Consider the following 20,090-nt stretch of genomic DNA (forward strand, 5'->3'; position numbering starts at 1 on the left):
GACAGCGCAGGTAGCGGGCCGATCAGGTCCGCGCGGCGCGCAGCTCGCGCGGCAGTGCGAAGACCAGCGTCTCGTTCGCCGTGGTGACCGGCTGGACGTCGTGGAATCCGTGCTCGTCGAGCAGATCGATCACACCGCGCACCAGGATCTCCGGCACGGACGCACCGGAGGTGATCCCGACCGTTCGGACGCCGTCGAGCCAGGCCGGATCCACTTCGCGCGCGTAGTCGACCAGGTACGACGCCTTCGCGCCCGCATTCAGTGCGACCTCGACGAGGCGAACGGAGTTCGAGGAGTTGCGGGATCCGACGACGATGACGAGGTCGCATTCGGGCGCCATCGCCTTGACCGCCACCTGACGGTTCTGGGTGGCGTAGCAGATGTCGTCGCTCGGCGGGTCCTGCAGATTCGGGAAACGCTCCCGCAGCCGGGCGACGGTCTGCATCGTCTCGTCGACGCTCAACGTGGTCTGCGACAACCAGATGACCTTCGATTCGTCGCGGACGGTCACGGCGTCGACGGAGTCGGGTCCGTCGACCAGCTGCACGTGATCGGGTGCCTCGCCGGCGGTGCCCTCCACTTCCTCGTGGCCCTCGTGGCCGATCAGGAGGATGTCGAAGTCGTCGCGGGCGAAGCGCTTGGCTTCCTGGTGGACCTTCGTGACCAGCGGGCACGTGGCGTCGATGGTGCGCAGGTTGCGCGCCGCGGCCGATTCGTGGACCGCGGGAGATACGCCGTGGGCGGAGAACACCAGCAGCGCGCCCTCCGGAACCTCGTCGGTCTCGTCGACGAAGACGACACCCTGATCGGACAGCGTCTCGACGACGTGCCGGTTGTGGACGATCTCCTTGCGCACGTAGATCGGGGCGCCGTGCTTCTCGAGCGCCTTCTCCACCGTCTCGACGGCGCGGTCCACGCCGGCGCAGTAGCCGCGAGGCTCCGCGAGCAGTACGCGCTTCTCGCCGTCGGCACGCGACGCTCCCGAATCTGCCGAACGTGTGATACCCACATTGAGTGGAACAGCCGAAGACATGGTTCCAGACTACGGGTCACCCCGGACGGACGACACTTTCGCGGGGCCTCCGCCGAGTAGTGTGCGCATCGTCGCACCGAAGTCGTCGACGCTGTGGGCACGTCGGCTACCCAAACGTGCCGTTGTCAGGCAGGCTGTGGGAATGATTCGTCCCCCGTTCGTGGCGCGTGTCGCCGCTGGAATCGCCGTGACGGCCGTCGAAGAGGCCAGGAAACTGCCGACCACCGCGGCGACCCTGCCCATGACCGCGGTCAGTCAGGTGCTGCAGACCACGATGCGTGTTCAGCAGTCCATGACGGCGCTGGCCATCAAGGGCGACCAAGCTTTCGCACTGATCAACTGGACCCACGACGACGAGCAGCCGGCCTGGGCCGTCTTCGACGACGACACCGATCCGGAACCCGCCGTCGACGGCGTGACCGACGAGCGGCCGGCCGGACCGGGCCGGTTCGCCCTGTACTCGCTGAGTCCGCAGGACGAGAGCACTCCCGAGAAGGTCTCGACCCCGAAGGCTGCTCCCGCCGCCACCACCAACGGCGCCGCCCCCGTGAAGTCGGCGAGCAAGAAGGCCGCGACCTCCGCGCCGACGGTGGCTGAACCCGAGATCGCCGTCGTACTCGACTACGGCACGCTGACGCTCGCCCAGCTGCGGGCGCGCCTGCGCAGCCTGTCCGTCGAGGACCTCACGACGCTGCTGGACTACGAGAACGCGACCCTGGCGCGCGCGCCGTTCCAGACCATGCTGACCAACCGCATCACCTCCGCCAAGGCCAAGTGACCTCCGCACAGCCCCGCACAGCCAGTACCGGACCGAGTACCGCCGAGCAGCCCTGGCCGGTCCGCACCGTGTCGGCCAAGGTCGCACAGTGGATCGACCGGCTCGGGAGTGTCTGGGTCGAGGGACAGATCACCCAGATCAACGCGCGTCCGGGAACCCGGACCGCGTTTCTGGTGCTGCGGGATCCGTCCGTCGACATGTCGTTGTCGGTGACCTGCTCCCCGCAGCTGCTGCAGAACTCCCCCGTCCCGCTCACCGAGGGCAGCCGGGTGGTGATGTTCGGCAAGTTGTCGTTCTATACCGGCCGGGGTTCGGTCTCGCTGCGGGTGACGGAGATCCGCGCGATCGGGATCGGTGAACTCCTGGCCCGGATCGAGCGGTTGCGTGCGCTGCTGGCCGCGGAGGGCCTGTTCGACCCTCGGCTGAAGCGTCCGCTGCCGTTCCTGCCGGGCACCATCGGGCTGATCACCGGTCGCGCCAGCGCCGCCGAGCACGACGTCCTCAGCGTGGCGCAGCGCCGCTGGCCCGCCGTGCGCTTCGAGGTACGCAACACCCCGGTGCAGGGCGCGACCGCCGTTCCGCAGATGCTCGACGCGTTGAAGGAACTGGACGCCGACCCGCACGTCGACGTGATCATCCTCGCGCGCGGCGGCGGCAGTGTGGAGGACCTGCTGCCGTTCTCCGACGAGACCCTGTGCCGCGCGATCGTCGCTTGCCGAACTCCGGTGGTCAGCGCCATCGGTCACGAGCCGGACAGTCCGCTCAGCGATCACGTCGCCGACGTGCGGGCCGCGACACCGACGGACGCCGCCAAGCGGGTCGTACCGGACGCCGTCGCCGAGCAGGCACTCGTCGGCGAACTGCGGTCGCGGAGCGCGGCTGCGCTGCGCAACTGGGTGCAACGCGAGTCGCACCTGATCGCCCAGCTGCGGAGCCGGCCGGTGCTCGCCGATCCGCTGCGCGCACTCGACCACCGGTCGGACGAGATCGAACGACTGCGGGAGGCCGGGCGACGCGACATCAGCCGGGCGATCGCCGCGGAGAGCACCACGATCGAGCACCTGCTCGCACGGCTGACGACCCTCGGGCCCGCCGCGACCCTGGCCCGCGGCTACTCCGTGGTTCAGCGGATCGTGCCCGACGGCGATCCCGAGGTACTGCGCTCGGTCGACGACGCCCCACCGGGCACCCAGATTCGCGTTCGAGTCGCCGACGGCGCAATCCGTGCCGCGGTGATGGGAAAGGACAAGTAGGACATGAGTAAGCCCACCGGAAACGACACCGACACCGCGGAGCTCGGCTACGAGGCGGCGCGCGACGAACTCGTCGACGTGGTCAAGGTGCTCGAACAGGGCGGCCTCGACCTCGACGCGTCACTCGCGCTGTGGGAGCGCGGCGAGGCCCTGGCCAAACGCTGCGAGGAGCACCTCGCCGGGGCGCGCAAGCGCGTCGAGACGGCGCTCGCCCACGCCGAGGACGAGGGCTGAGACACCCCCGGCCGTCAGGCCGCGAGGATCGGGGCGTCGGCCGCGGCGGTGGTGAGCTGCTCGAACGCCTCGGCTGACGCACTGCCTGTCACGAGGAGCCGGACGTCGCCGAAGTCGGAGACCCAGATCGGCTCGACACCCTCCCCGCCGTACACGATCCAGCTGTGACCTGCGATGTTCTCGGTTCCCGTCGCTGTACGCGGACCACCCGCGACGAACGGCACGAGCACCGTCTCGGCGGCGTTGCTCTGCGTCAGCTGGATGTAGCGGCCGGCCTCGGTGATGAATCCGACGGTGCTCGAATCGCCGCCGCCGTCGCCGCTGACGATGCTGCGGCTGCCCGAGTTGGGCGTCCAGCCCTCCGGCGTCTCCGGCTTCCGTACCGGGAACGGAAGGTCCTGCGCGTCGTACTTCAGCGCCGCGTCGACGTCGAAGCTGGGGATCGGACCACTGGTGGGCCCGCCCGGGCTGAACGTGCACTGGCTGGCGATACCCGCGATCAGTACGCAGAACAGGACAAGGGGTACGAGCGACCACACCATGTCGCGGTTGTTGTGCAGGATGCGGGGTTTATCAGATGCCACGCCCACCAGTATCCAGGGTCGGTCCCGGAACAACGATTCTCGGTCCCGTGATTCGCGCCCCAGCAGCGCACGTCACACTTCTTTCTGGGAGAATCAGCACTGAGATCCACCCGACACTCGGCGGCCGACGGCCACCGACACAGCGTCGACGTACAACGTCGACCGTGACTGCACCAGGAGGCACTGCCCATGACGGCTAGCACCACGTCGAGTCGCCGCGAGGCCCCGGACCGAAATCTTGCTCTGGAATTGGTCCGAGTCACCGAGGCTGGTGCGATGGCTGCCGGTCGCTGGGTCGGCCGTGGCGACAAGGAAGGTGGCGACGGCGCCGCCGTCGACGCCATGCGCCAGCTCGTGAGCTCGGTCTCGATGCGCGGCGTCGTCGTCATCGGCGAGGGCGAGAAGGACGAAGCCCCGATGCTGTTCAACGGCGAAGAGGTCGGCAACGGCGACGGACCCGAATGCGACTTCGCCGTCGACCCGGTCGACGGCACCACCCTGATGGCGAAGGGCATGCCCAACGCGATCGCCGTCCTCGCAGTCGCCGAGCGCGGCGCGATGTTCGACCCGTCCGCCGTGTTCTACATGGAGAAGATCGCCGTCGGTCCCGACGCCGCCGATGTCATCGACATCACCGCGCCCGTCGCCGAGAACATCAAGCGTGTCGCGAAGGTCCGGAAGGCGTCCACCTCCGACGTGACGGTCTGCATCCTCGACCGTCCCCGGCACGCCAGGCTCATCCAGGAGGTCCGGGATACCGGCGCCCGCATCCGCCTCATCTCCGACGGTGACGTCGCGGGTGCGATCGCCGCCGCGCGTCCGGACTCGGGCACCGACATCCTGATCGGCACCGGTGGAACCCCGGAGGGCATCATCGCCGCCGCCGCCATGCGCTGTATGGGTGGTTCGCTACAGGGCCGGCTGGCCCCGACCGACGACGCCGAGCGCCAGAAGGCCATCGACGCAGGCCACGACCTGGATCGCGTGCTGACCACCGAAGATCTCGTGTCCGGTGAGAACGTCTTCTTCTGCGCCACCGGTGTCACGGACGGCGACCTGCTCCGCGGTGTCCGCTACTACGGCGGCGGCGCCTCGACCCAGTCGATCGTGATGCGGTCGAAGTCGGGCACCGTCCGCATGATCGACGCGTACCACCGTCTCGAGAAGCTGCGCGAGTACTCGTCCGTGGACTTCACGGGCGAGGACGGCGCCGTTCCGCCGACGTTCTAGGCGGCTCCGCTGCTCGTGCGCCTTTCCGGTAGCTCCGGCTACCAGAAAGGCGCACGGGGAGCGCCCCCACGACGCGCTCGGAAGTGGCATGTTTGACGCATGACCGAGAGCAGCGAGCAGCAGTACCGGATCGAACACGACACCATGGGCGAGGTGCGGGTGCCCGTGGATGCCCTGTGGCGCGCGCAAACTCAGCGCGCCGTCGAGAACTTCCCGATCAGCGGTCGAGGTCTCGAGCGCACCCAGATACGTGCAATGGGGTTGCTGAAGGCAGCCTGCGCGCAGGTCAACAAGGACCTCGGCCTCCTCGACCCCGAGAAAGCGGACGCCATCATTGCCGCGGCGGGCGAGATCGCCGAGGGCAACCACGACGATCAGTTCCCCATCGACGTCTTCCAGACGGGCTCGGGCACCAGTTCCAACATGAACGCCAACGAGGTGATCGCGTCGATCGCCGCGGCGAACGGTGTAGTCGTCCACCCCAACGACGATGTCAACATGTCGCAGTCGTCCAACGACACCTTTCCCACCGCGACGCACGTCGCGGCCACCGAGTCCGCGGTGAAGGACCTCCTCCCCGCCCTCGACCACCTGCGCCTGGCCCTGCTCGACAAGTCCACCGAGTGGAAGCATGTCGTGAAGTCGGGCCGCACCCACCTCATGGACGCCGTCCCGGTGACCCTCGGTCAGGAGTTCGGCGGTTACGCCCGCCAGATGGAGGCGGGGATGGAGCGGGTCGTGGCCTGCCTTCCCCGGCTCGGTGAGCTGCCCATCGGCGGCACCGCGGTCGGAACGGGGCTCAATGCCCCCGACGGGTTCGGCCCGAAGGTCGTCGCCGAACTGGTCAAGGCGACGGGCGTCGACGCCCTCATACCGGCGAAGAACAGTTTCGAGGCGCAGGCGGCGCGGGACGGCCTGGTGGAGGCGTCCGGCGCGCTGCGCACGATCGCGGTGTCCCTCACCAAGATCGCCAACGACATCCGCTGGATGGGATCGGGACCGCTCACCGGTCTCGGCGAGATCCGTCTCCCCGACCTGCAGCCCGGCAGTTCGATCATGCCCGGCAAGGTCAATCCGGTGCTCCCGGAGGCTGCCACCCAGGTCGCCGCACAGGTGGTCGGCAACGATGCCGCGGTTGCCTGGGGCGGTGCCGCGGGCGCATTCGAACTCAACGTCTACATCCCGATGATGGCGCGGAACCTGCTCGAATCGTTGACGTTGCTGGCCAACGTCACGCGGCTGTTCGCCGACCGGTGCGTCGTGGGGCTCGTCGCGAACACCGAGCACCTCAAAACCCTCGCGGAATCGTCGCCGTCCATCGTGACGCCACTGAACTCCGCGATCGGGTACGAGGAGGCCGCGGCCGTCGCCAAGCAGGCGCTGAAGGAGAAGAAGACCATCCGCGAGACCGTCGTCGACCGGGGTCTGATCGGCGACAAGCTGAGCGAAGAAGAACTCGACAAGCGTCTCGACGTGCTGGCGATGGCGAAGGTCAAGGACTGACCCTGCCGACGGAGAGGGCCCGCACTCGCCTGGAGTGCGGGCCCTTCTCGCACAGAAGTCCTACAGCAACGCCGACAGCTCGTCGCGGGCCTTCTCGCCCTCCGGTCCGAGATCGGTGCGCCCGGCGATGTTCCATGAGCGGAGCAGCGGAGCGAACACCTTCTCCCCCTGCTGGGCGGGGTCGTAGATGCCGGCCTCGGCGAGCACTGCGGTGCTGTCGGTTCCGCCGGGCAGTGCCACGCTCGGAACGTCGAACGCCTCGATGCGCGACGCGACGGCCCGCATCGTCTGGTCGGGTACCAGCTCGAACGCGGCCTCGACGATGTTCCGGTAGAACTGCGACTGCAGTTCGTCGTCCGTGGCCAGCCGCTCGGCGATCACGGCCACCAGCGCATCCTCGCCGAGTGCTGCCGTGTTGTGATGACGCACCGCCGCGGCCTTTTCCTCGAACGCGGAGTTCGCGAGCATCTCGAGCAGGTGCATCGGCGGCATCGCGTAGCCGCGGACCATCTCGTCCATCCGGGCGCGCTCGAGGGCGACGGGGTCGACGGCACGCGTCACCATCAGGTAGTTCCGGAGCACGATGGAGTGCCGGTTCTCCTCCGCGGTCCAGCGGCCCACCCAGCGCCACCACGGGCCCACCTGGGCGAGGTGCTTGGCGATCTCCCGGTGGTATGCGGGGACGTTGTCCGCCACCAGCACACCCACGGTCAGCGCGAGCGCCTCGACGTCGCTCAGGGTCGACTGATCTGCCGACCAATCCGTTCCACCCATGAACGCAAAGTTCTTGCCCTGGTCCCAGGGAACCAGATCGTGCGGCTGCCAGCCGTCCGCCTCGGCGATGTGACGTGTGAGGTTTTCGTCCACCACCGGGGCCAGCTCACTGAGCAGCTGCGAGTCATTCTTTTCAATCGGCATCCGCACACCGTAGCGTCCGCGCCCCGGCGCGGGGTCGACCACTGGTGAATTCGACGGGAACAACGCCGACGTTGTGACGAAAACAGCCTGGTCATGGGCTTGCAGTCGTTAGGCTTGCGGTGTACCCCGGGCCCGAGCAGAGGATCACCAATGCGCAGACATCGGAACCTGACGATACTTCTGTCGGCTCTCGCGCTCGGCGGGTCACTCGTGACGGGTTGTGGCTCCGACACGGACGACTCCGGGTCCGCCGCGACGTCCGGCGCGAACCCCACCTCGCAGTCCTCCCAGCCGCCGAACCCGGGCACGGTCGCGGGCGTCGACATCCCCGACGGTCAGATCGACGACGCCGTGGGCCGTCTCGACGAACTGGCGAACGAGTTGATGGAGAGTTCCGGACTTCCGGGCATGGCGGTCGCCGTCGTCCACGGTGGGCAGACCGTCTATGCGAAGGGTTTCGGGGTGCGCGAGGCGGGCGCCGATCAGAAGGTGGACGCCGACACCGTGTTCCAGCTGGCGTCGATGTCGAAGCCGGTGGGGTCCACGGTGGTGGCCCATCAGGTCGATGCCGGCGTCGTCGGCTGGGACACTCCCGTGGCGTCCAAGTTGCCCGGTTTCGCCCTCGCCGACCCGTGGGTCACCGAGCACGTCACGGTGGGCGATCTGTACTCGCACCGGTCGGGGTTGCCCGATCACGCCGGCGATCTGCTCGAGGATATGGGCTACAACCAGCAGCAGGTGCTCGACAAGCTCCGGCTCGACCCGCTGAACCCGTTCCGGATCACCTACGAATACACCAACTTCGGCCTCACCGCGGCGGCGGAGGCCGTGGCGGCGGCATCCGGGACCGATTGGGCGACGCTCTCCGAGCAGGCGATCTACCAGCCGCTGGGGATGTCCTCCACGAGTTCGCGATTCGCCGAATATCAGGCCCGCAGCGACCGCGCAGTCGCGCACCAACTCGTCGACGGCAAGTATGTCGCCGATGCGGTACGCAACCCCGACGCGCAGTCCCCCGCAGGCGGGGTGAGCTCGTCCGTAAACGACGTGGGCAAATGGCTGGCGATGCTGCTGGCCGACGGAACGTTCGAGGGCAAGGAGATCGTGTCCCCCGACGCACTGCTTCCCGCGGTCAGTCCCCAGATGGTGTCCAGCCCACCCCGTTCGATGGACAGCCGTCCGGGGTCCTACGGTTACGGGTTCAACGTCTCGACCACGTCGGCGGGCCGGGTCTCCCTCAGCCACTCCGGCGGGTTCCAGCTCGGGGTGGCGACGAACTTCGTCGCGATACCGTCCGCCGACGTCGCCATCGTCGCCCTGACCAACGGGTCGCCCATCGGCATTCCCGAGGCCCTCACCGCCGAGTTCGCCGACCTCGTGCAGTTCGGGGAGATCCGCGAGGACTGGAGATCGTTGTACCGGCAGGCCATCGCGCCGATGGACGAGCCCGAGGGCAGTCTCGTCGGCCAGACGGCCCCCGCGAACCCGTCGCCATCGCAACCCCTCCCGACCTACGCGGGCACCTACGGCAACCCGTATTGGGGTCCCGCCGTCGTCACCGAGAGCAACGGCGCGCTGTCGCTCCAACTCGGACCCGCCGGTCAGACCTTCCCACTCACCCACTGGGACGGCGACACCTTCACCTTCACACCCGGCGGTGAGAACGCCCCACCCGGAACCATCTCGAAGGCCACGTTCGCCGGCAACAACGTCACACTCGAGTACTACGACACGGAAGGCCGCGGGACATTCGTCCGCTGAGCCGAGACATCGACGGGGAGAAGATCATGAGCACGAACTCGCACACGCCGACGGGAACCACTCGAACGGACACGGCAGACGTCCAGATCGTCCGGGCCTTCCTGGACGCACTCGTCGCCGGCGACCCGGACACCGCACGGCAGTATCTCCACCAGGACATCGTGTGGCACAACGTGTCCCTGCCCAAGATCCGCGGCCTCGACTCCGTCATGCGGATACTCCGCGGAATGAGCCGCCCCGGTGTCGGATTCGACGTGCGCCTGCACCACATCGCCGGCGACGGAACAGCCGTGCTGACCGAACGTACCGACATCCTGATCTACAAGCGGGTGCGCAGCGAATTCTGGGTGTGCGGAACTTTCGAGATGAAGGACGGCAAGATCGCCGTCTGGCGCGACTACTTCAGCAGCCGGGATTTCCTGTGGGGCACGCTCAAAGGGATCGTGCGCGCCTTCTGACGTGTCCGCCCGATGTCACCTCGGTCCGATCGGACCGTGCGACATCGGGCGGAACACGCTGCGCGGCAGGCGCCTACGGCGTCGGCCCGAACTCCTCCAGCATCTCCGTCACGAGCGCCGCGATCGGCGAACGCTCACTGCGCGTCAACGTGATGTGCGCGAACAGCGGATGCCCCTTGAGCTTCTCGATCACCGCGGCCACACCGTCGTGACGTCCGACCCTCAGGTTGTCGCGTTGCGCGACGTCGTGGGTGAGGATCACCCTGGAGCCGCTGCCGAGGCGGGAGAGCACCGTGAGCAGCACGTTGCGTTCCAGCGACTGCGCCTCGTCCACGATCACGAACGAATCGTGCAGTGACCGTCCGCGAATATGCGTGAGTGGCAACACTTCCAGCATGCCGCGGCTGATCACCTCGTCCATCACCTCGGTGCTGGCGAGGCCGTCGAGAGTGTCGAAGACCGCCTGGGCCCACGGGCCCATCTTCTCGCTCTCGCTACCCGGCAGGTAGCCGAGTTCCTGCCCGCCCACCGCGTAGAGCGGCCGGAAGACAACGACTTTCCGCTGCGTGCGACGCTCGAGCACGGCCTCCAGCCCGGCCGTCAACGCCAGCGCCGATTTGCCGGTGCCCGCCTTGCCGCCCAGCGACACGATGCCCACACTGTCGTCCAGCAGGATGTCCAGGGCGATCCGCTGCTCGGCCGAACGTCCGTGCAGACCGAACGCCTCACGCTCCCCCCGCACCAACTGCACCCGCTTCTCGGCGTTCACGCGGCCCAATGCGCTCGACGAACCACCCAGCAGCCGAATACCCGTGTGGCACGGAAGCTCCCGAGCCTCCTCCAGATCGACGACACCCTCGGAGAACAATTCGTCGATCGACGAGGACGCCACGTCCAGTTCGGCCATCCCCGTCCAACCCGACGGAACGACGTCGTGGGCGTGGTACTCGTCGGCGGGAAGACCCACCGCACCGGCCTTCACACGCAGCGGGATGTCCTTGCTGACCAGGACGACGTCACCACCCTCGGCCTCGAGGTTCAGTGCGCAGGCCAGGATCCTCGAATCGTTGCTGTCCGTGCGGAATCCGACCGGGAGAACCGACGGGTCGGTGTGGTTCAGCTCGACCTGCAGGGTGCCGCCCTCGGTGCCGATCGGCACGGGCTGGTCGAGACGACTGTATTCCAGACGGAGGTCGTCGAGCATACGCAGCGATTCTCTTGCGAACCATCCCAACTCGTGGTGGTGCCGCTTCCCTTCGAGCTCGCTGATCACGACGAGGGGAAGCACCACACGGTGCTCGGCGAACCTGGTGACGGCCCAGGGGTCGGACAGCAGTACGGAGGTATCGAGTACGAATGTACGAACTGCGGAATCCGACGATTTCCTGGGGGCGGCGGACGAGCGTCCGACGCGGGCTGAGACGGAGCGTGAAGCAGTCACGTTGGCTCCTAGGTCTGCGTGGCACCCACGCAAACTCGGTTCGCTGGACCGGTCCGTCCCTGGTGTGTCACCACACGAGGGCCGGGCGCCGGCCCCCTCGCACTGAGTGTGTCAGCCACGATCAGGACCTCCCGTACAAGCAACTTCCCCGCTGCCTGTTACCCCAGACGGTACTGCCAAACACGCCGGACGGCCGTGCGAGCGGCGGGCGTGTCGGTGAACATCACGTTACGTGGAGGCGCCTTCGGCGCCCGTGCGTGGTTAACGAGTCCTCCCACTCGCAGGCCACGCACGGACGGCGGAGCCGCCTAGATCAGGCGCCAGTCCTCGAGACCCTCGTACAGCGGGAAGTCGGCGGCGAGCTTCGACACGCGGGACTTCAGCGTCTCGACGTCGGACGATCCGGCGAGTGCGGTGCCGATGATGTCGGCGACCTCGGTGAATTGCTCGTCCCCGAACCCGCGCGATGCGAGCGCCGCCGTGCCGATCCGGAGGCCGGACGTGACCATCGGCGGGCGCGGGTCGAACGGCACCGCGTTGCGGTTGACGGTGATGCCGACCTCGTGAAGAAGGTCCTCACCCTGCTGGCCGTCGAGCTGCGAGTTGCGCAGGTCGACGAGCACGAGGTGCACGTCGGTGCCGCCGGTGAGGACGCTGACACCCTTGTCGACGACGTCCGAGCCGGTCAGGCGCTCGGCGAGGATCTTCGCGCCGGTCAGGGTGCGCTGCTGACGATCCTTGAACTCCTCGGTGCCGGCGATCTTCAGGGAGACGGCCTTGGCGGCGATGGCGTGCATCAGCGGCCCGCCCTGCTGGCCGGGGAAGACGGCGGAGTTGAGCTTCTTCGCCCATTCCTGCTTGGCCAGGATCAGGCCGGACCGGGGCCCGCCGAGCGTCTTGTGGACGGTGCTGGACACGACGTCGGCGTAGGGCACGGGCGACGGGTGCAGCCCGGCCGCGACCAGGCCCGCGAAGTGCGCCATGTCGACCCACAGGTACGCGCCGACCTCGTCGGCGATCGAACGGAACGCGGCGAAGTCCTCGTGACGCGGGTACGCGGACCAGCCGGCGACGATGACCTTCGGCTGCGCGGCGACGGCGATCTTGCGGACCTCGTCCATGTCGATGCGGTGGTCTTCCTTGCTGACCCCGTACGACGCGACGTCGTAGAGCTTGCCGGAGAAGTTCAGCTTCATGCCGTGCGTGAGGTGGCCGCCGTGCGCCAGGTCGAGGCCGAGGAGCTTCTCACCCGGGTTCATCAGGGCCATCAGCACCGCCGCGTTGGCCTGTGCGCCGGAGTGCGGCTGGACGTTCGCGAAGTCGGCGCCGAACAGTTCCTTGGCGCGGGTGCGGGCGAGATCCTCGATGACGTCGACGTGCTCGCAGCCGCCGTAGTAGCGGCGTCCCGGGTATCCCTCGGCGTACTTGTTGGTGAGGACGCTGCCCTGAGCCTGGAGGACCGCGCGGGGAACGAAGTTCTCCGACGCGATCATCTCCAGCGTGTCGCGCTGACGGGCCAGCTCACCTGCCATGGCCTGGGCGACTTCGGGGTCGAGTTCGGCTAGGGGGGCCGTGTTGACGTCGGTACCGGGCACAGCGGTCATCGAGGGATCTCCAAGCTGGATGCGGAAACGAATGCTCCCAGTCTACGAAGTACCCGTGAGGACTTCCTAACCGCCCGCGGTGAGGTACCCCTCACCGGCGCGCAGGACGCTGGGCACGAGCGGCTCGTCGAGCAGTCGACGGAACCGCTCCGACCGCTCCGCACCGACGGGCACCTCGGCCAGCCAGCCACCGAGCAGGCGGTATCCCTCCACATAGGTGCTGGTGTACGCCCGCCACAGCGGCGACGACAGGAATCGTAGCGACTGCCTGGCCCGCTCGGGGGTCGACAGGCTCCACCGCTGCAGGAACGCGGCGACGTCGTCGTGGCTGCGGCCCTCGTCGTGCAGCATCATCGCCGCGTCCTGCCGCACACCGAGCAGCTGCCCGGACGCCCCGGACAGGCGTTGCGCCTGCTCACCGTCGAATCGCAGGCCCAGGTCGGCGTAAATTTCCTGCGCCCACAGCCCCCAGTCGGACCCGACGATCGATTCGAGCGCGAGGTCCGCGAGTCCCTCGGCCATCAGGCACTGCGGGGTGTTGACGACGAACAACGTCTGCTCGAGCTGTCCCGCGCCGACCAGTCCGGCTTCCTTGCGGCAGTGCTCGGTGTGGTGGCCGGGGTAGGACTCGTGCGCGATCAGCCGCGGCAGGTTCGACATGTGCTGCTTGAGGTCGGAGTTGATCGCGACCCGGGAACGGTAGTCGCCGAGGTAGTAGTTGAACCCCGACCACGGCTTGTCGCCCACCACCTCGTACTCGACGACCTCCGAGTCGGGCAGTGCGTAGTGCTCCCGCACGAGGTCGCGCAGCGCACTGGAGAAGGCGTCGACACATTCCTGCAACCGGTCCGCGGGGATCTCGTCCTTCGCGCGGTGGGCCTGGATGCGTTCGGCAAGCGGGCCCGTTCCGGGCAGCACGGCGTCCATCTTCCGGTGCGCCTCCCGGTACTGCTCCTCGTCGCCGCGTTCGATGCGGACGTCGAAGTACGCCTCGACCTCGTCGACGAAGCCGACGTCGTCACCCGCGAACTTGCGCCCCGAGCATTCGAGGGCCCGGAGATGGACGTCGAGGAACCGGGTCCGCTCCTCGGACAGTCCCGCCGACGGCAACTCGGCGCGGAGGTTCGCCGCCGTGCGCGCGAGATCGCGCGGATCGGGCTTCGGCGCGTTCTCCACCTGCCTGCGCAGCGCGGGATCGCCGGTATACGCGTCGACGAATCCTTCCTCCAGCCGGTCGAAACCCAGCCCGAGCAGCAAGTATTCGCGTACGAACGAAACGGATTCCATGCCGTCCGACCTTAGTCGCAGACGCGTCTGCCCGACCCGCCGACAGCGCAGCCTGTGGCACCAAGCACAATCCGACTATGCAACCGCTACTCGCCAGCGCAACGACGACGGCAGAGATTCTGGGCATGGACCGCTCACTCCCCCGTGTACCCGAGTGTGAGCGGAACTGATGGCGCGGACGAGCGAGTCCAGTCCGTACGTCGAATTCGACCGGAAGCAGTGGCGCACACTGCGTAAGTCGACGCCACTCGTCCTGACCGAGGAAGAGCTGTACGGACTGCGGGGCCTCGGCGAGCAGATCGACCTCGAAGAGGTCGCAGAGGTGTACCTGCCGCTGTCGCGTCTGATCCACCTGCAGGTCGCGGCCAGGCAGCGACTGTTCGCCGCGACCGCGACGTTCCTCGGCGAGAAGCACCCCGACCAGCAGGTGCCGTTCGTGATCGGCGTCGCCGGCAGTGTCGCGGTCGGCAAGTCCACCACCGCCCGTGTCCTCCAGGCCCTCCTCGCTCGGTGGGAGCACCACCCGCGCGTCGACCTGGTGACGACGGACGGCTTCCTGTATCCGACGGCCGAGCTGAACCGCCGCGGGATCATGCACCGCAAGGGCTTTCCCGAGAGTTACGACCGCCGCAAGCTGCTGCGGTTCGTCACCGAGGTGAAGTCGGGTGCCGAAGAGGTGGCCGCGCCGGTCTATTCACACATCTCGTACGACATCATCCCGGGCCAGTACCACCTGATCCGGCAGCCCGACATCCTCATCATCGAGGGCCTGAACGTGCTGCAGACCGGTCCCCGGCTCATGGTGTCGGACCTGTTCGACTTCTCGATCTACGTCGACGGCCGCATCGAGGACATCGAGAACTGGTACATCCAGCGTTTTCTCGCGCTGCGCAAGACGTCGTTCTCCGATCCCGACGCGCACTTCCACCACTACGCCGGATTGTCCGACCGGGACGCGACGGCCGCCGCTCAGGAGATCTGGCACAACATCAACCGGCCGAACCTCGTGGAGAACATCCTGCCGACGCGTCCGCGCGCCACGCTCGTGCTGCGCAAGGACGCGAATCATTCGATCAACCGGCTGCGTCTGCGCAAGCTGTAGGTGAGTGGCGAAGTGTGTTCGGGCACGCTTCGCCGCTCACGTCAGATGCCGAAGCGGCGGTGCCGGGCGGCGTAGTCGCGCAGCGCGCGGAGGAAGTCGACGCGCCGGAACTCGGGCCAGTACGCCTCCGTGAACCAGATCTCGGAGTAGGCGCTCTGCCACAGCAGGAACCCCGACAGCCGCTGCTCCCCCGACGTGCGGATCACGAGGTCGGGGTCGGGCTGGCCGGACGTGTAGAGGTGACCGTCGATGCCGTCGATTGTGATCGATTTCACGAGGTCGTCCCCCGACAGTCCCGCGAGGAGTTTCTCGCTCAGCAGCGACTGCACGGCGTCGGCGATCTCCTGGCGGCCGCCGTAGCCGATCGCGACGTTGACGTGGGTGCCGGTGCGACCCTCGGTCCCGGCGGCCGCGTCGCGCAGACGCCGCGACTGTTCGGCGGGCAGGAGGTCGAGGGCGCCGACGATCTTGACGCTCCAGTTCTTGTCGGGGCCGGAGATCTCCTCGACGACGTCCGTGATGATCTCGAGCAGGGTGTCGAGTTCCCCGGGGTCGCGGCGCAGGTTCTCGGTCGACAGCAGGTAGATGGTGGCCATCTCGATGCCCGCGGCGTCGCACCAGCCGAGCATCTCGGAGATCTTCAGGGCGCCCATGCGGTGGCCGTGGCTGACGTCCTCGAAGCCGTTCTCCCGGGCCCACCGCCGGTTGCCGTCGCACATCACGGCAATGTGCCGAGGGTGCTGTAGACCGTCGAGCCGCTTCAGTAGCCGACGCTCGTAGATGCTGTACAGCAGTCCTCGCGCACTCACCTGGAGATCACCATGACACGCAAGACTACGCCGCAGCCGAAGGCGATCCGCGACGGCCGTCACACAGCGCACGACTTCCTGCTACCGACGGGTACGCTCTCACCACAAGCTAACCTACGGTTGCGTAGGTTAGCGCCACGCACAGCGAGAAGAGGTGTTCAGTGACCGCTTTCGGCCTCGACGAACTGCCCGTCAAGCCCCGACTGCGAGGGTGGATTCACCTGTGGGCGTTCGGCGTCTCCGTGATCGCCGGCATCGTCCTCGTCACACTGTCGGGCACCCAGGTGTCCGGGGAAGCGGCGCTCGCCACCGCCGTCTACAGCCTCACGGTGTGCGGTGTGTTCGGGGTCAGCGCCACCTACCACCGCATCCACTGGAACACCGTCTCGGCTCGCACGTGGATGAAGCGCGCGGACCACTCGATGATCTTCCTGTTCATCGCCGGCAGCTACACCCCGTTCGCGGTGCTGGGACTTCCGCCCGACACGGGCCGGACGCTGCTGATCGTCGTATGGGCGGGGGCGCTCGCGGGGGTCGCGCTGAAAATGCTGTGGCCGACGGCACCACGCTGGGTCGGGGTGCCGCTCTACCTGCTGCTCGGCTGGGCCATCGTCCCCGTCGCACCCGAACTGACGCACGAGGTCGGCGTCCTCCCGATGGTGCTGCTGCTGATCGGCGGCATCCTGTACTCGGTCGGCGCGATCCTCTACGCCACCAAGTGGCCCAACCCCTGGCCGACCACGTTCGGGCATCACGAGTTCTTCCACGCCGCCACCGTCATCGCGGCCCTGTGCCACTACATCGCCGTGTGGCTGGTGGTGTTTCGGTAGGCCGGACTACCGACTCAACGCGACACCGAGGTCCTCGACCGTCGACACCGGGCGGTCACACACGAACCCGCGGCACACGTACGCCGCGGACGCGCCGCCGACCAGCGGCCGGTCGGCGAGCAGCGGTGACGAGTCCGGTGCGCCGCCGACCACGACGGCACCGCCGGGAGCGAGTCTGCGCGCCTCCCGGAGCAGGGTGGAATCGCCGTCGGTTGCCACGGCCACCTGGATCGGGCCGCGCACCGACGCCTCGGCCACCGCGAGCCAGTGCCCGGCCGATCGCGGCGCGCGCTCCAGAAGCAGTGCCACCCGGTCGAGCGATTCGGCGGCCGCGGTCGCGTACCGTCCCGACGCCTCCACGTCGGCCACCGCGGCCGCGGTGAGCAGCGCCTCGACCAGACACGACGCTCCGGACGGCGTCGCACCGTCGACCGGGTCACGGGGACGGGTCACCAGGGTTTCGGCGTCGTCGGCGGTGTCGAACCAGCTGCCCGGCCGCTCCTCGTCGGCGAAATGAATCAGGGCGCGGTCGAGCAGAGCCTGCGCGTGCGTCAGCCACTCGCTGTCGCCGGTCGCCTGATACAACGCGAGAAGGCCCGTCGCCAGGCAGGCGTAGTCCTCGAGCACCCCGGCCGATTCGCCGACGGACATTCCCAGGGACGCCCGCCGCAGACGCCCGTCGACGACGTGCAATCCCAGCACCGCACGCGCGCAGTCGGCGGCCGCGGCCACCCACTCCGGCCTGCCGAGCCCGGCACCGGCCTCGGCGAGCGCGGTGATCGTGAGGCCGTTCCAGGCGGTGACCACCTTGTCGTCGCGTCCCGGCTGCGGCCGCGTCGCACGCTGGGCGAGCAGCGTGTCCCGGATCCGGCGCCAGCGGTCCCAGTCGTCCGGATCGCGCGGAAGCTGCAGGACGGACGTGCCGGCCTCGAACGTGCCATCCGCGGTCACCGCGAACACCCGGGCCGCCCATTTCCCGTCCTCGAGACCGAGGACCTCGACGAGCTGCTCCGGGGTCCACACGTATGTGAGTCCCTCGACACCCTCGGTGTCGGCGTCGAGCGCGGACGCGAACGACCCGTTGCCGGTGCGCAGATCGCGCAGCAGGAACTCGACGGTCTCCTCGGTGACGCGGACGGCCAGGTCCGAGCCCGTGCGCCGCCCCAGGTGCGCGTACGCGCGCAGCAACTGGGCGTTGTCGTAGAGCATCTTCTCGAAGTGCGGCACCACCCACGCCGCGTCGACCGAGTACCGGGCGAAACCGCCGCCGAGCTGGTCGTAGAGGCCGCCGCGCGCCATCGCCGACGCCGTCCGCGCCACCACGCCGAGCACGTCGTCGCCGCCGGACCGCTCGTAGGTGCGCAGCAGGCCTTCCATCAGCGCGGACGGCGGAAACTTGGGGGCTCCCCCGAACCCTCCGCGGTCGGCGTCCTCGTCCGCCAGCACGGCTCCGGCGGCCGCGTCCAGCAGGGCGGCGTCCACCCGGACATCACCCTCTGGGATCCCGCCGGCTCCCCGCCGCAGCTCGGCGACCACCGAGGCTGCCGCCTCGTCGACGTCACCCCGGCGGTCCCGCCACGTGTCGGCGATGGCTCCCAGCAACTGGGTGAACGACGGCATCCCACCGCGCGGCTCGGCCGGGTAGTAGGTGCCGCAGTAGAACGGGGCGCCGTCGGGAGTGAGGAAGCACGTCATCGGCCAGCCGCCCTGGCCGGTCATCGCGACCGTGGCGTTCATGTACACGGCATCGAGGTCCGGACGCTCCTCGCGGTCGACCTTGACGCACACGAAATGCTCGTTCATCAGCGACGCCACCGCCTCGTCCTCGAAGGACTCGTGGGCCATCACGTGGCACCAGTGGCACGCCGAGTACCCGATCGACAACAGGATCGGGACGTCCCGCTCGCGCGCCCACTCGGTCGCCTCCGGACCCCACTGCTGCCAGTGCACGGGGTTGTCGGCGTGCTGTCGCAGATAGGGGCTGGTGGACCCACCGAGTGTGTTCTGTGCGCGTGGGTCCATGTCCAGCTCCTGTTCGACTACTTCTGCAGGTTGGGCGGGGTGTCCGTGGGCTTCGGCGGTTCGGTGCCGCTCACGCCGCCACCGTGGATCGCGCCGCGGTCGGTGCCCTCGTCCACTTCCTGGTCCGGTTCGGGATGCTCCGGCTCGAACGTCTCGGGCAGGTTCTTGAGTTTCTTGTTCATCGAACGCACCAGCAGCACCACACCCGCGAGCAACGCGAGAATGACGACGAGGCCGATGGGCGACGCCTTGCCGAACTCGGGACCGGACGGGCTGCTCGGCGTCTGCGCCAGCACGTCCGCCGCGCCGGCCAGAATGTTCACCGTCAACGCATTCACTGCTGTCCGTCCTCGTTGATGCCCGCGAACAGATCGTTCTCCGGGATGGAGGTGGTGACCCGGGTCTTGGCGAGCTCGAATTCCTCGGTCGGCCAGATCTTCTGCTGGATCTCGAGCGGAACCGCGAAGAACGAGCCGTTCGGGTCGATCTGCGTCGCGTGAGCCCGCAACGCGTCGTCACGCTGCGGGAAGAAGTCGCCGCACGTGATCTGGGTGGTGACGCGTGCCATCAGGTCGCCCTGCTCGGTCTTCCACTTCTTGAGCCACTCGGCCATCGGGAACTCTTCGCCGCGGCGGTCGTACTCCTCCTGGAACTGCAGGAGACGCTTCCGGATGAAGCCGTGCGAGTAGTAGACCTTCTGCACCTTCCACGGTTCGCCGGCGTCGGGGAACCGCTCCGGGTCGGCGGCGGCCTCGTACGCGGCCATCGACACCTCGTGGCAGCGGATGTGATCGGGGTGCGGGTAGCCGCCGTTCTCGTCGTACGTGGTCATGACGTGCGGACGGAACTCGCGGATCGCACGCACCAGCGCCTCGGTCGGCTCCTCGAGCGGAACGAGCGCGAAGCAGCCCTCCGGCAGCGGCGGCTTCGGGTCGCCCTCGGGGAGACCGGAGTCGACGAATCCCAGCCACTGGTGCTGGACTCCGAGGATCCGCGCCGCCTCGGCCATCTCCTCGATGCGGACCTCGTGGATGCGGTCACGCACCCCGGGCACGTCCATCGCGGGGTTGAGGATGTCGCCACGTTCACCACCGGTCAACGTCACGACCTTCACTTCGTTGCCCTCTGCGGCGTAACGGGCCGTTGTCGCGGCACCCTTGCTCGACTCGTCGTCGGGATGGGCATGGACGGCCATGAGCCGGAATCCGCTCACGTATTCGTTCACCTCAACTTCGCCAGTAGC

At 68.2% G+C, this 20,090-nt stretch carries 19 protein-coding genes; 9 read left to right on the forward strand and 10 right to left on the reverse strand.

The features are described 5' to 3' along the window. Positions 1 to 22: 22 nt before the first annotated feature. The gene (locus tag ACFVJ3_RS08500; RefSeq protein WP_378451644.1) at positions 23 to 1,033 is read right to left on the reverse strand and encodes a 4-hydroxy-3-methylbut-2-enyl diphosphate reductase; all 1,011 of its coding nucleotides are present in this window, start codon (positions 1,031 to 1,033) and stop codon (positions 23 to 25) included. 142 nt (positions 1,034 to 1,175) lie between these two features. Here ACFVJ3_RS08500 and ACFVJ3_RS08505 point away from each other — a divergent pair, with 142 nt between their 5' ends. The 3 genes from ACFVJ3_RS08505 to ACFVJ3_RS08515 are packed head-to-tail and all read left to right on the forward strand — an operon-like array spanning position 1,176 to position 3,298. Beyond that, positions 1,176 to 1,811, forward strand: coding sequence for a lipid droplet-associated protein (locus ACFVJ3_RS08505; protein ID WP_378451645.1), 636 nt, complete (start codon positions 1,176 to 1,178; stop codon positions 1,809 to 1,811). Further along, positions 1,808 to 3,064: an exodeoxyribonuclease VII large subunit gene (xseA, locus tag ACFVJ3_RS08510; protein ID WP_378451646.1), complete on the forward strand. Its 1,257-nt coding sequence runs from the start codon at positions 1,808 to 1,810 to the stop codon at positions 3,062 to 3,064. Before ACFVJ3_RS08505 ends, xseA begins: the two co-directional genes overlap by 4 nt. Before the next feature lie 3 nt (positions 3,065 to 3,067). After that, a complete protein-coding gene (locus tag ACFVJ3_RS08515; protein ID WP_378451647.1) occupies positions 3,068 to 3,298 on the forward strand; it encodes an exodeoxyribonuclease VII small subunit in 231 nt (76 codons plus the stop codon). 14 nt (positions 3,299 to 3,312) lie between these two features. Here ACFVJ3_RS08515 and ACFVJ3_RS08520 read toward each other — a convergent pair whose 3' ends face one another. Next, positions 3,313 to 3,882, reverse strand: a complete 570-nt coding sequence (locus tag ACFVJ3_RS08520) for a DUF4245 domain-containing protein (RefSeq protein WP_378451648.1) — start codon at positions 3,880 to 3,882, stop codon at positions 3,313 to 3,315. A gap of 189 nt (positions 3,883 to 4,071) precedes the next feature. Between ACFVJ3_RS08520 and glpX the strand changes: the two genes are divergently transcribed. Together glpX and ACFVJ3_RS08530 are read left to right on the forward strand one after the other, a co-directional pair. Next, positions 4,072 to 5,112 (forward strand): class II fructose-bisphosphatase, encoded by a 1,041-nt coding sequence (gene glpX, locus ACFVJ3_RS08525; RefSeq protein WP_378451649.1) that lies wholly within the window; start codon positions 4,072 to 4,074, stop codon positions 5,110 to 5,112. A 99-nt stretch (positions 5,113 to 5,211) separates the two neighbouring features. After that, positions 5,212 to 6,615: a class II fumarate hydratase gene (locus tag ACFVJ3_RS08530; RefSeq protein ID WP_378451650.1), complete on the forward strand. Its 1,404-nt coding sequence runs from the start codon at positions 5,212 to 5,214 to the stop codon at positions 6,613 to 6,615. Positions 6,616 to 6,675: 60 nt separating this feature from the next. Here ACFVJ3_RS08530 and ACFVJ3_RS08535 read toward each other — a convergent pair whose 3' ends face one another. Further along, the gene (locus ACFVJ3_RS08535; RefSeq protein WP_378451651.1) at positions 6,676 to 7,533 is read right to left on the reverse strand and encodes an acyl-ACP desaturase; all 858 of its coding nucleotides are present in this window, start codon (positions 7,531 to 7,533) and stop codon (positions 6,676 to 6,678) included. A 150-nt stretch (positions 7,534 to 7,683) separates the two neighbouring features. Between ACFVJ3_RS08535 and ACFVJ3_RS08540 the strand changes: the two genes are divergently transcribed. Continuing rightward, positions 7,684 to 9,294: a serine hydrolase gene (locus tag ACFVJ3_RS08540; RefSeq protein WP_378451652.1), complete on the forward strand. Its 1,611-nt coding sequence runs from the start codon at positions 7,684 to 7,686 to the stop codon at positions 9,292 to 9,294. Positions 9,295 to 9,320: 26 nt separating this feature from the next. Continuing rightward, positions 9,321 to 9,752, forward strand: coding sequence for a limonene-1,2-epoxide hydrolase family protein (locus tag ACFVJ3_RS08545; RefSeq protein ID WP_378451653.1), 432 nt, complete (start codon positions 9,321 to 9,323; stop codon positions 9,750 to 9,752). Between the two features lie 73 nt (positions 9,753 to 9,825). On the opposite strand, the gene ACFVJ3_RS08550 is transcribed toward ACFVJ3_RS08545, so the two are convergent. The 3 genes from ACFVJ3_RS08550 to ACFVJ3_RS08560 form a co-directional block, all read right to left on the reverse strand. After that, on the reverse strand, positions 9,826 to 11,193 hold the full coding sequence (locus ACFVJ3_RS08550; protein ID WP_378451654.1) for a PhoH family protein: 1,368 nt from the start codon (positions 11,191 to 11,193) through the stop codon (positions 9,826 to 9,828). Positions 11,194 to 11,501: 308 nt separating this feature from the next. Beyond that, positions 11,502 to 12,797 (reverse strand): serine hydroxymethyltransferase, encoded by a 1,296-nt coding sequence (gene glyA, locus ACFVJ3_RS08555; protein ID WP_378451655.1) that lies wholly within the window; start codon positions 12,795 to 12,797, stop codon positions 11,502 to 11,504. A gap of 66 nt (positions 12,798 to 12,863) precedes the next feature. Next, on the reverse strand, positions 12,864 to 14,084 hold the full coding sequence (locus tag ACFVJ3_RS08560; RefSeq protein ID WP_378451656.1) for a DUF885 domain-containing protein: 1,221 nt from the start codon (positions 14,082 to 14,084) through the stop codon (positions 12,864 to 12,866). Between the two features lie 169 nt (positions 14,085 to 14,253). Between ACFVJ3_RS08560 and coaA the strand changes: the two genes are divergently transcribed. Beyond that, a complete protein-coding gene (coaA, locus tag ACFVJ3_RS08565) occupies positions 14,254 to 15,186 on the forward strand; it encodes a type I pantothenate kinase (protein ID WP_378451657.1) in 933 nt (310 codons plus the stop codon). Positions 15,187 to 15,227: 41 nt separating this feature from the next. Here the strand turns inward: coaA and ACFVJ3_RS08570 are convergent, their stop codons facing one another. Further along, positions 15,228 to 15,995: an isoprenyl transferase gene (locus ACFVJ3_RS08570; RefSeq protein WP_378451658.1), complete on the reverse strand. Its 768-nt coding sequence runs from the start codon at positions 15,993 to 15,995 to the stop codon at positions 15,228 to 15,230. 161 nt (positions 15,996 to 16,156) lie between these two features. On the opposite strand from ACFVJ3_RS08570, the gene ACFVJ3_RS08575 reads away from it, so the two are divergent. After that, positions 16,157 to 16,825 (forward strand): hemolysin III family protein, encoded by a 669-nt coding sequence (locus ACFVJ3_RS08575; RefSeq protein ID WP_005238985.1) that lies wholly within the window; start codon positions 16,157 to 16,159, stop codon positions 16,823 to 16,825. A 6-nt stretch (positions 16,826 to 16,831) separates the two neighbouring features. On the opposite strand, the gene ACFVJ3_RS08580 is transcribed toward ACFVJ3_RS08575, so the two are convergent. The 3 genes from ACFVJ3_RS08580 to mca are packed head-to-tail and all read right to left on the reverse strand — an operon-like array spanning position 16,832 to position 20,060. Further along, on the reverse strand, positions 16,832 to 18,847 hold the full coding sequence (locus tag ACFVJ3_RS08580) for a thioredoxin domain-containing protein (RefSeq protein WP_378451659.1): 2,016 nt from the start codon (positions 18,845 to 18,847) through the stop codon (positions 16,832 to 16,834). Between the two features lie 17 nt (positions 18,848 to 18,864). Beyond that, positions 18,865 to 19,185 (reverse strand): hypothetical protein, encoded by a 321-nt coding sequence (locus tag ACFVJ3_RS08585; RefSeq protein WP_378451660.1) that lies wholly within the window; start codon positions 19,183 to 19,185, stop codon positions 18,865 to 18,867. Continuing rightward, positions 19,182 to 20,060 (reverse strand): mycothiol conjugate amidase Mca, encoded by an 879-nt coding sequence (gene mca / locus ACFVJ3_RS08590; RefSeq protein ID WP_378451661.1) that lies wholly within the window; start codon positions 20,058 to 20,060, stop codon positions 19,182 to 19,184. The genes ACFVJ3_RS08585 and mca overlap by 4 nt, the downstream gene beginning before the upstream one ends. Positions 20,061 to 20,090 lie beyond the last annotated feature (30 nt).

The sequence above is a fragment of the Rhodococcus sp. NPDC127593 genome (assembly GCF_042671975.1).
Lineage (GTDB): Bacteria > Actinomycetota > Actinomycetes > Mycobacteriales > Mycobacteriaceae > Rhodococcus_F.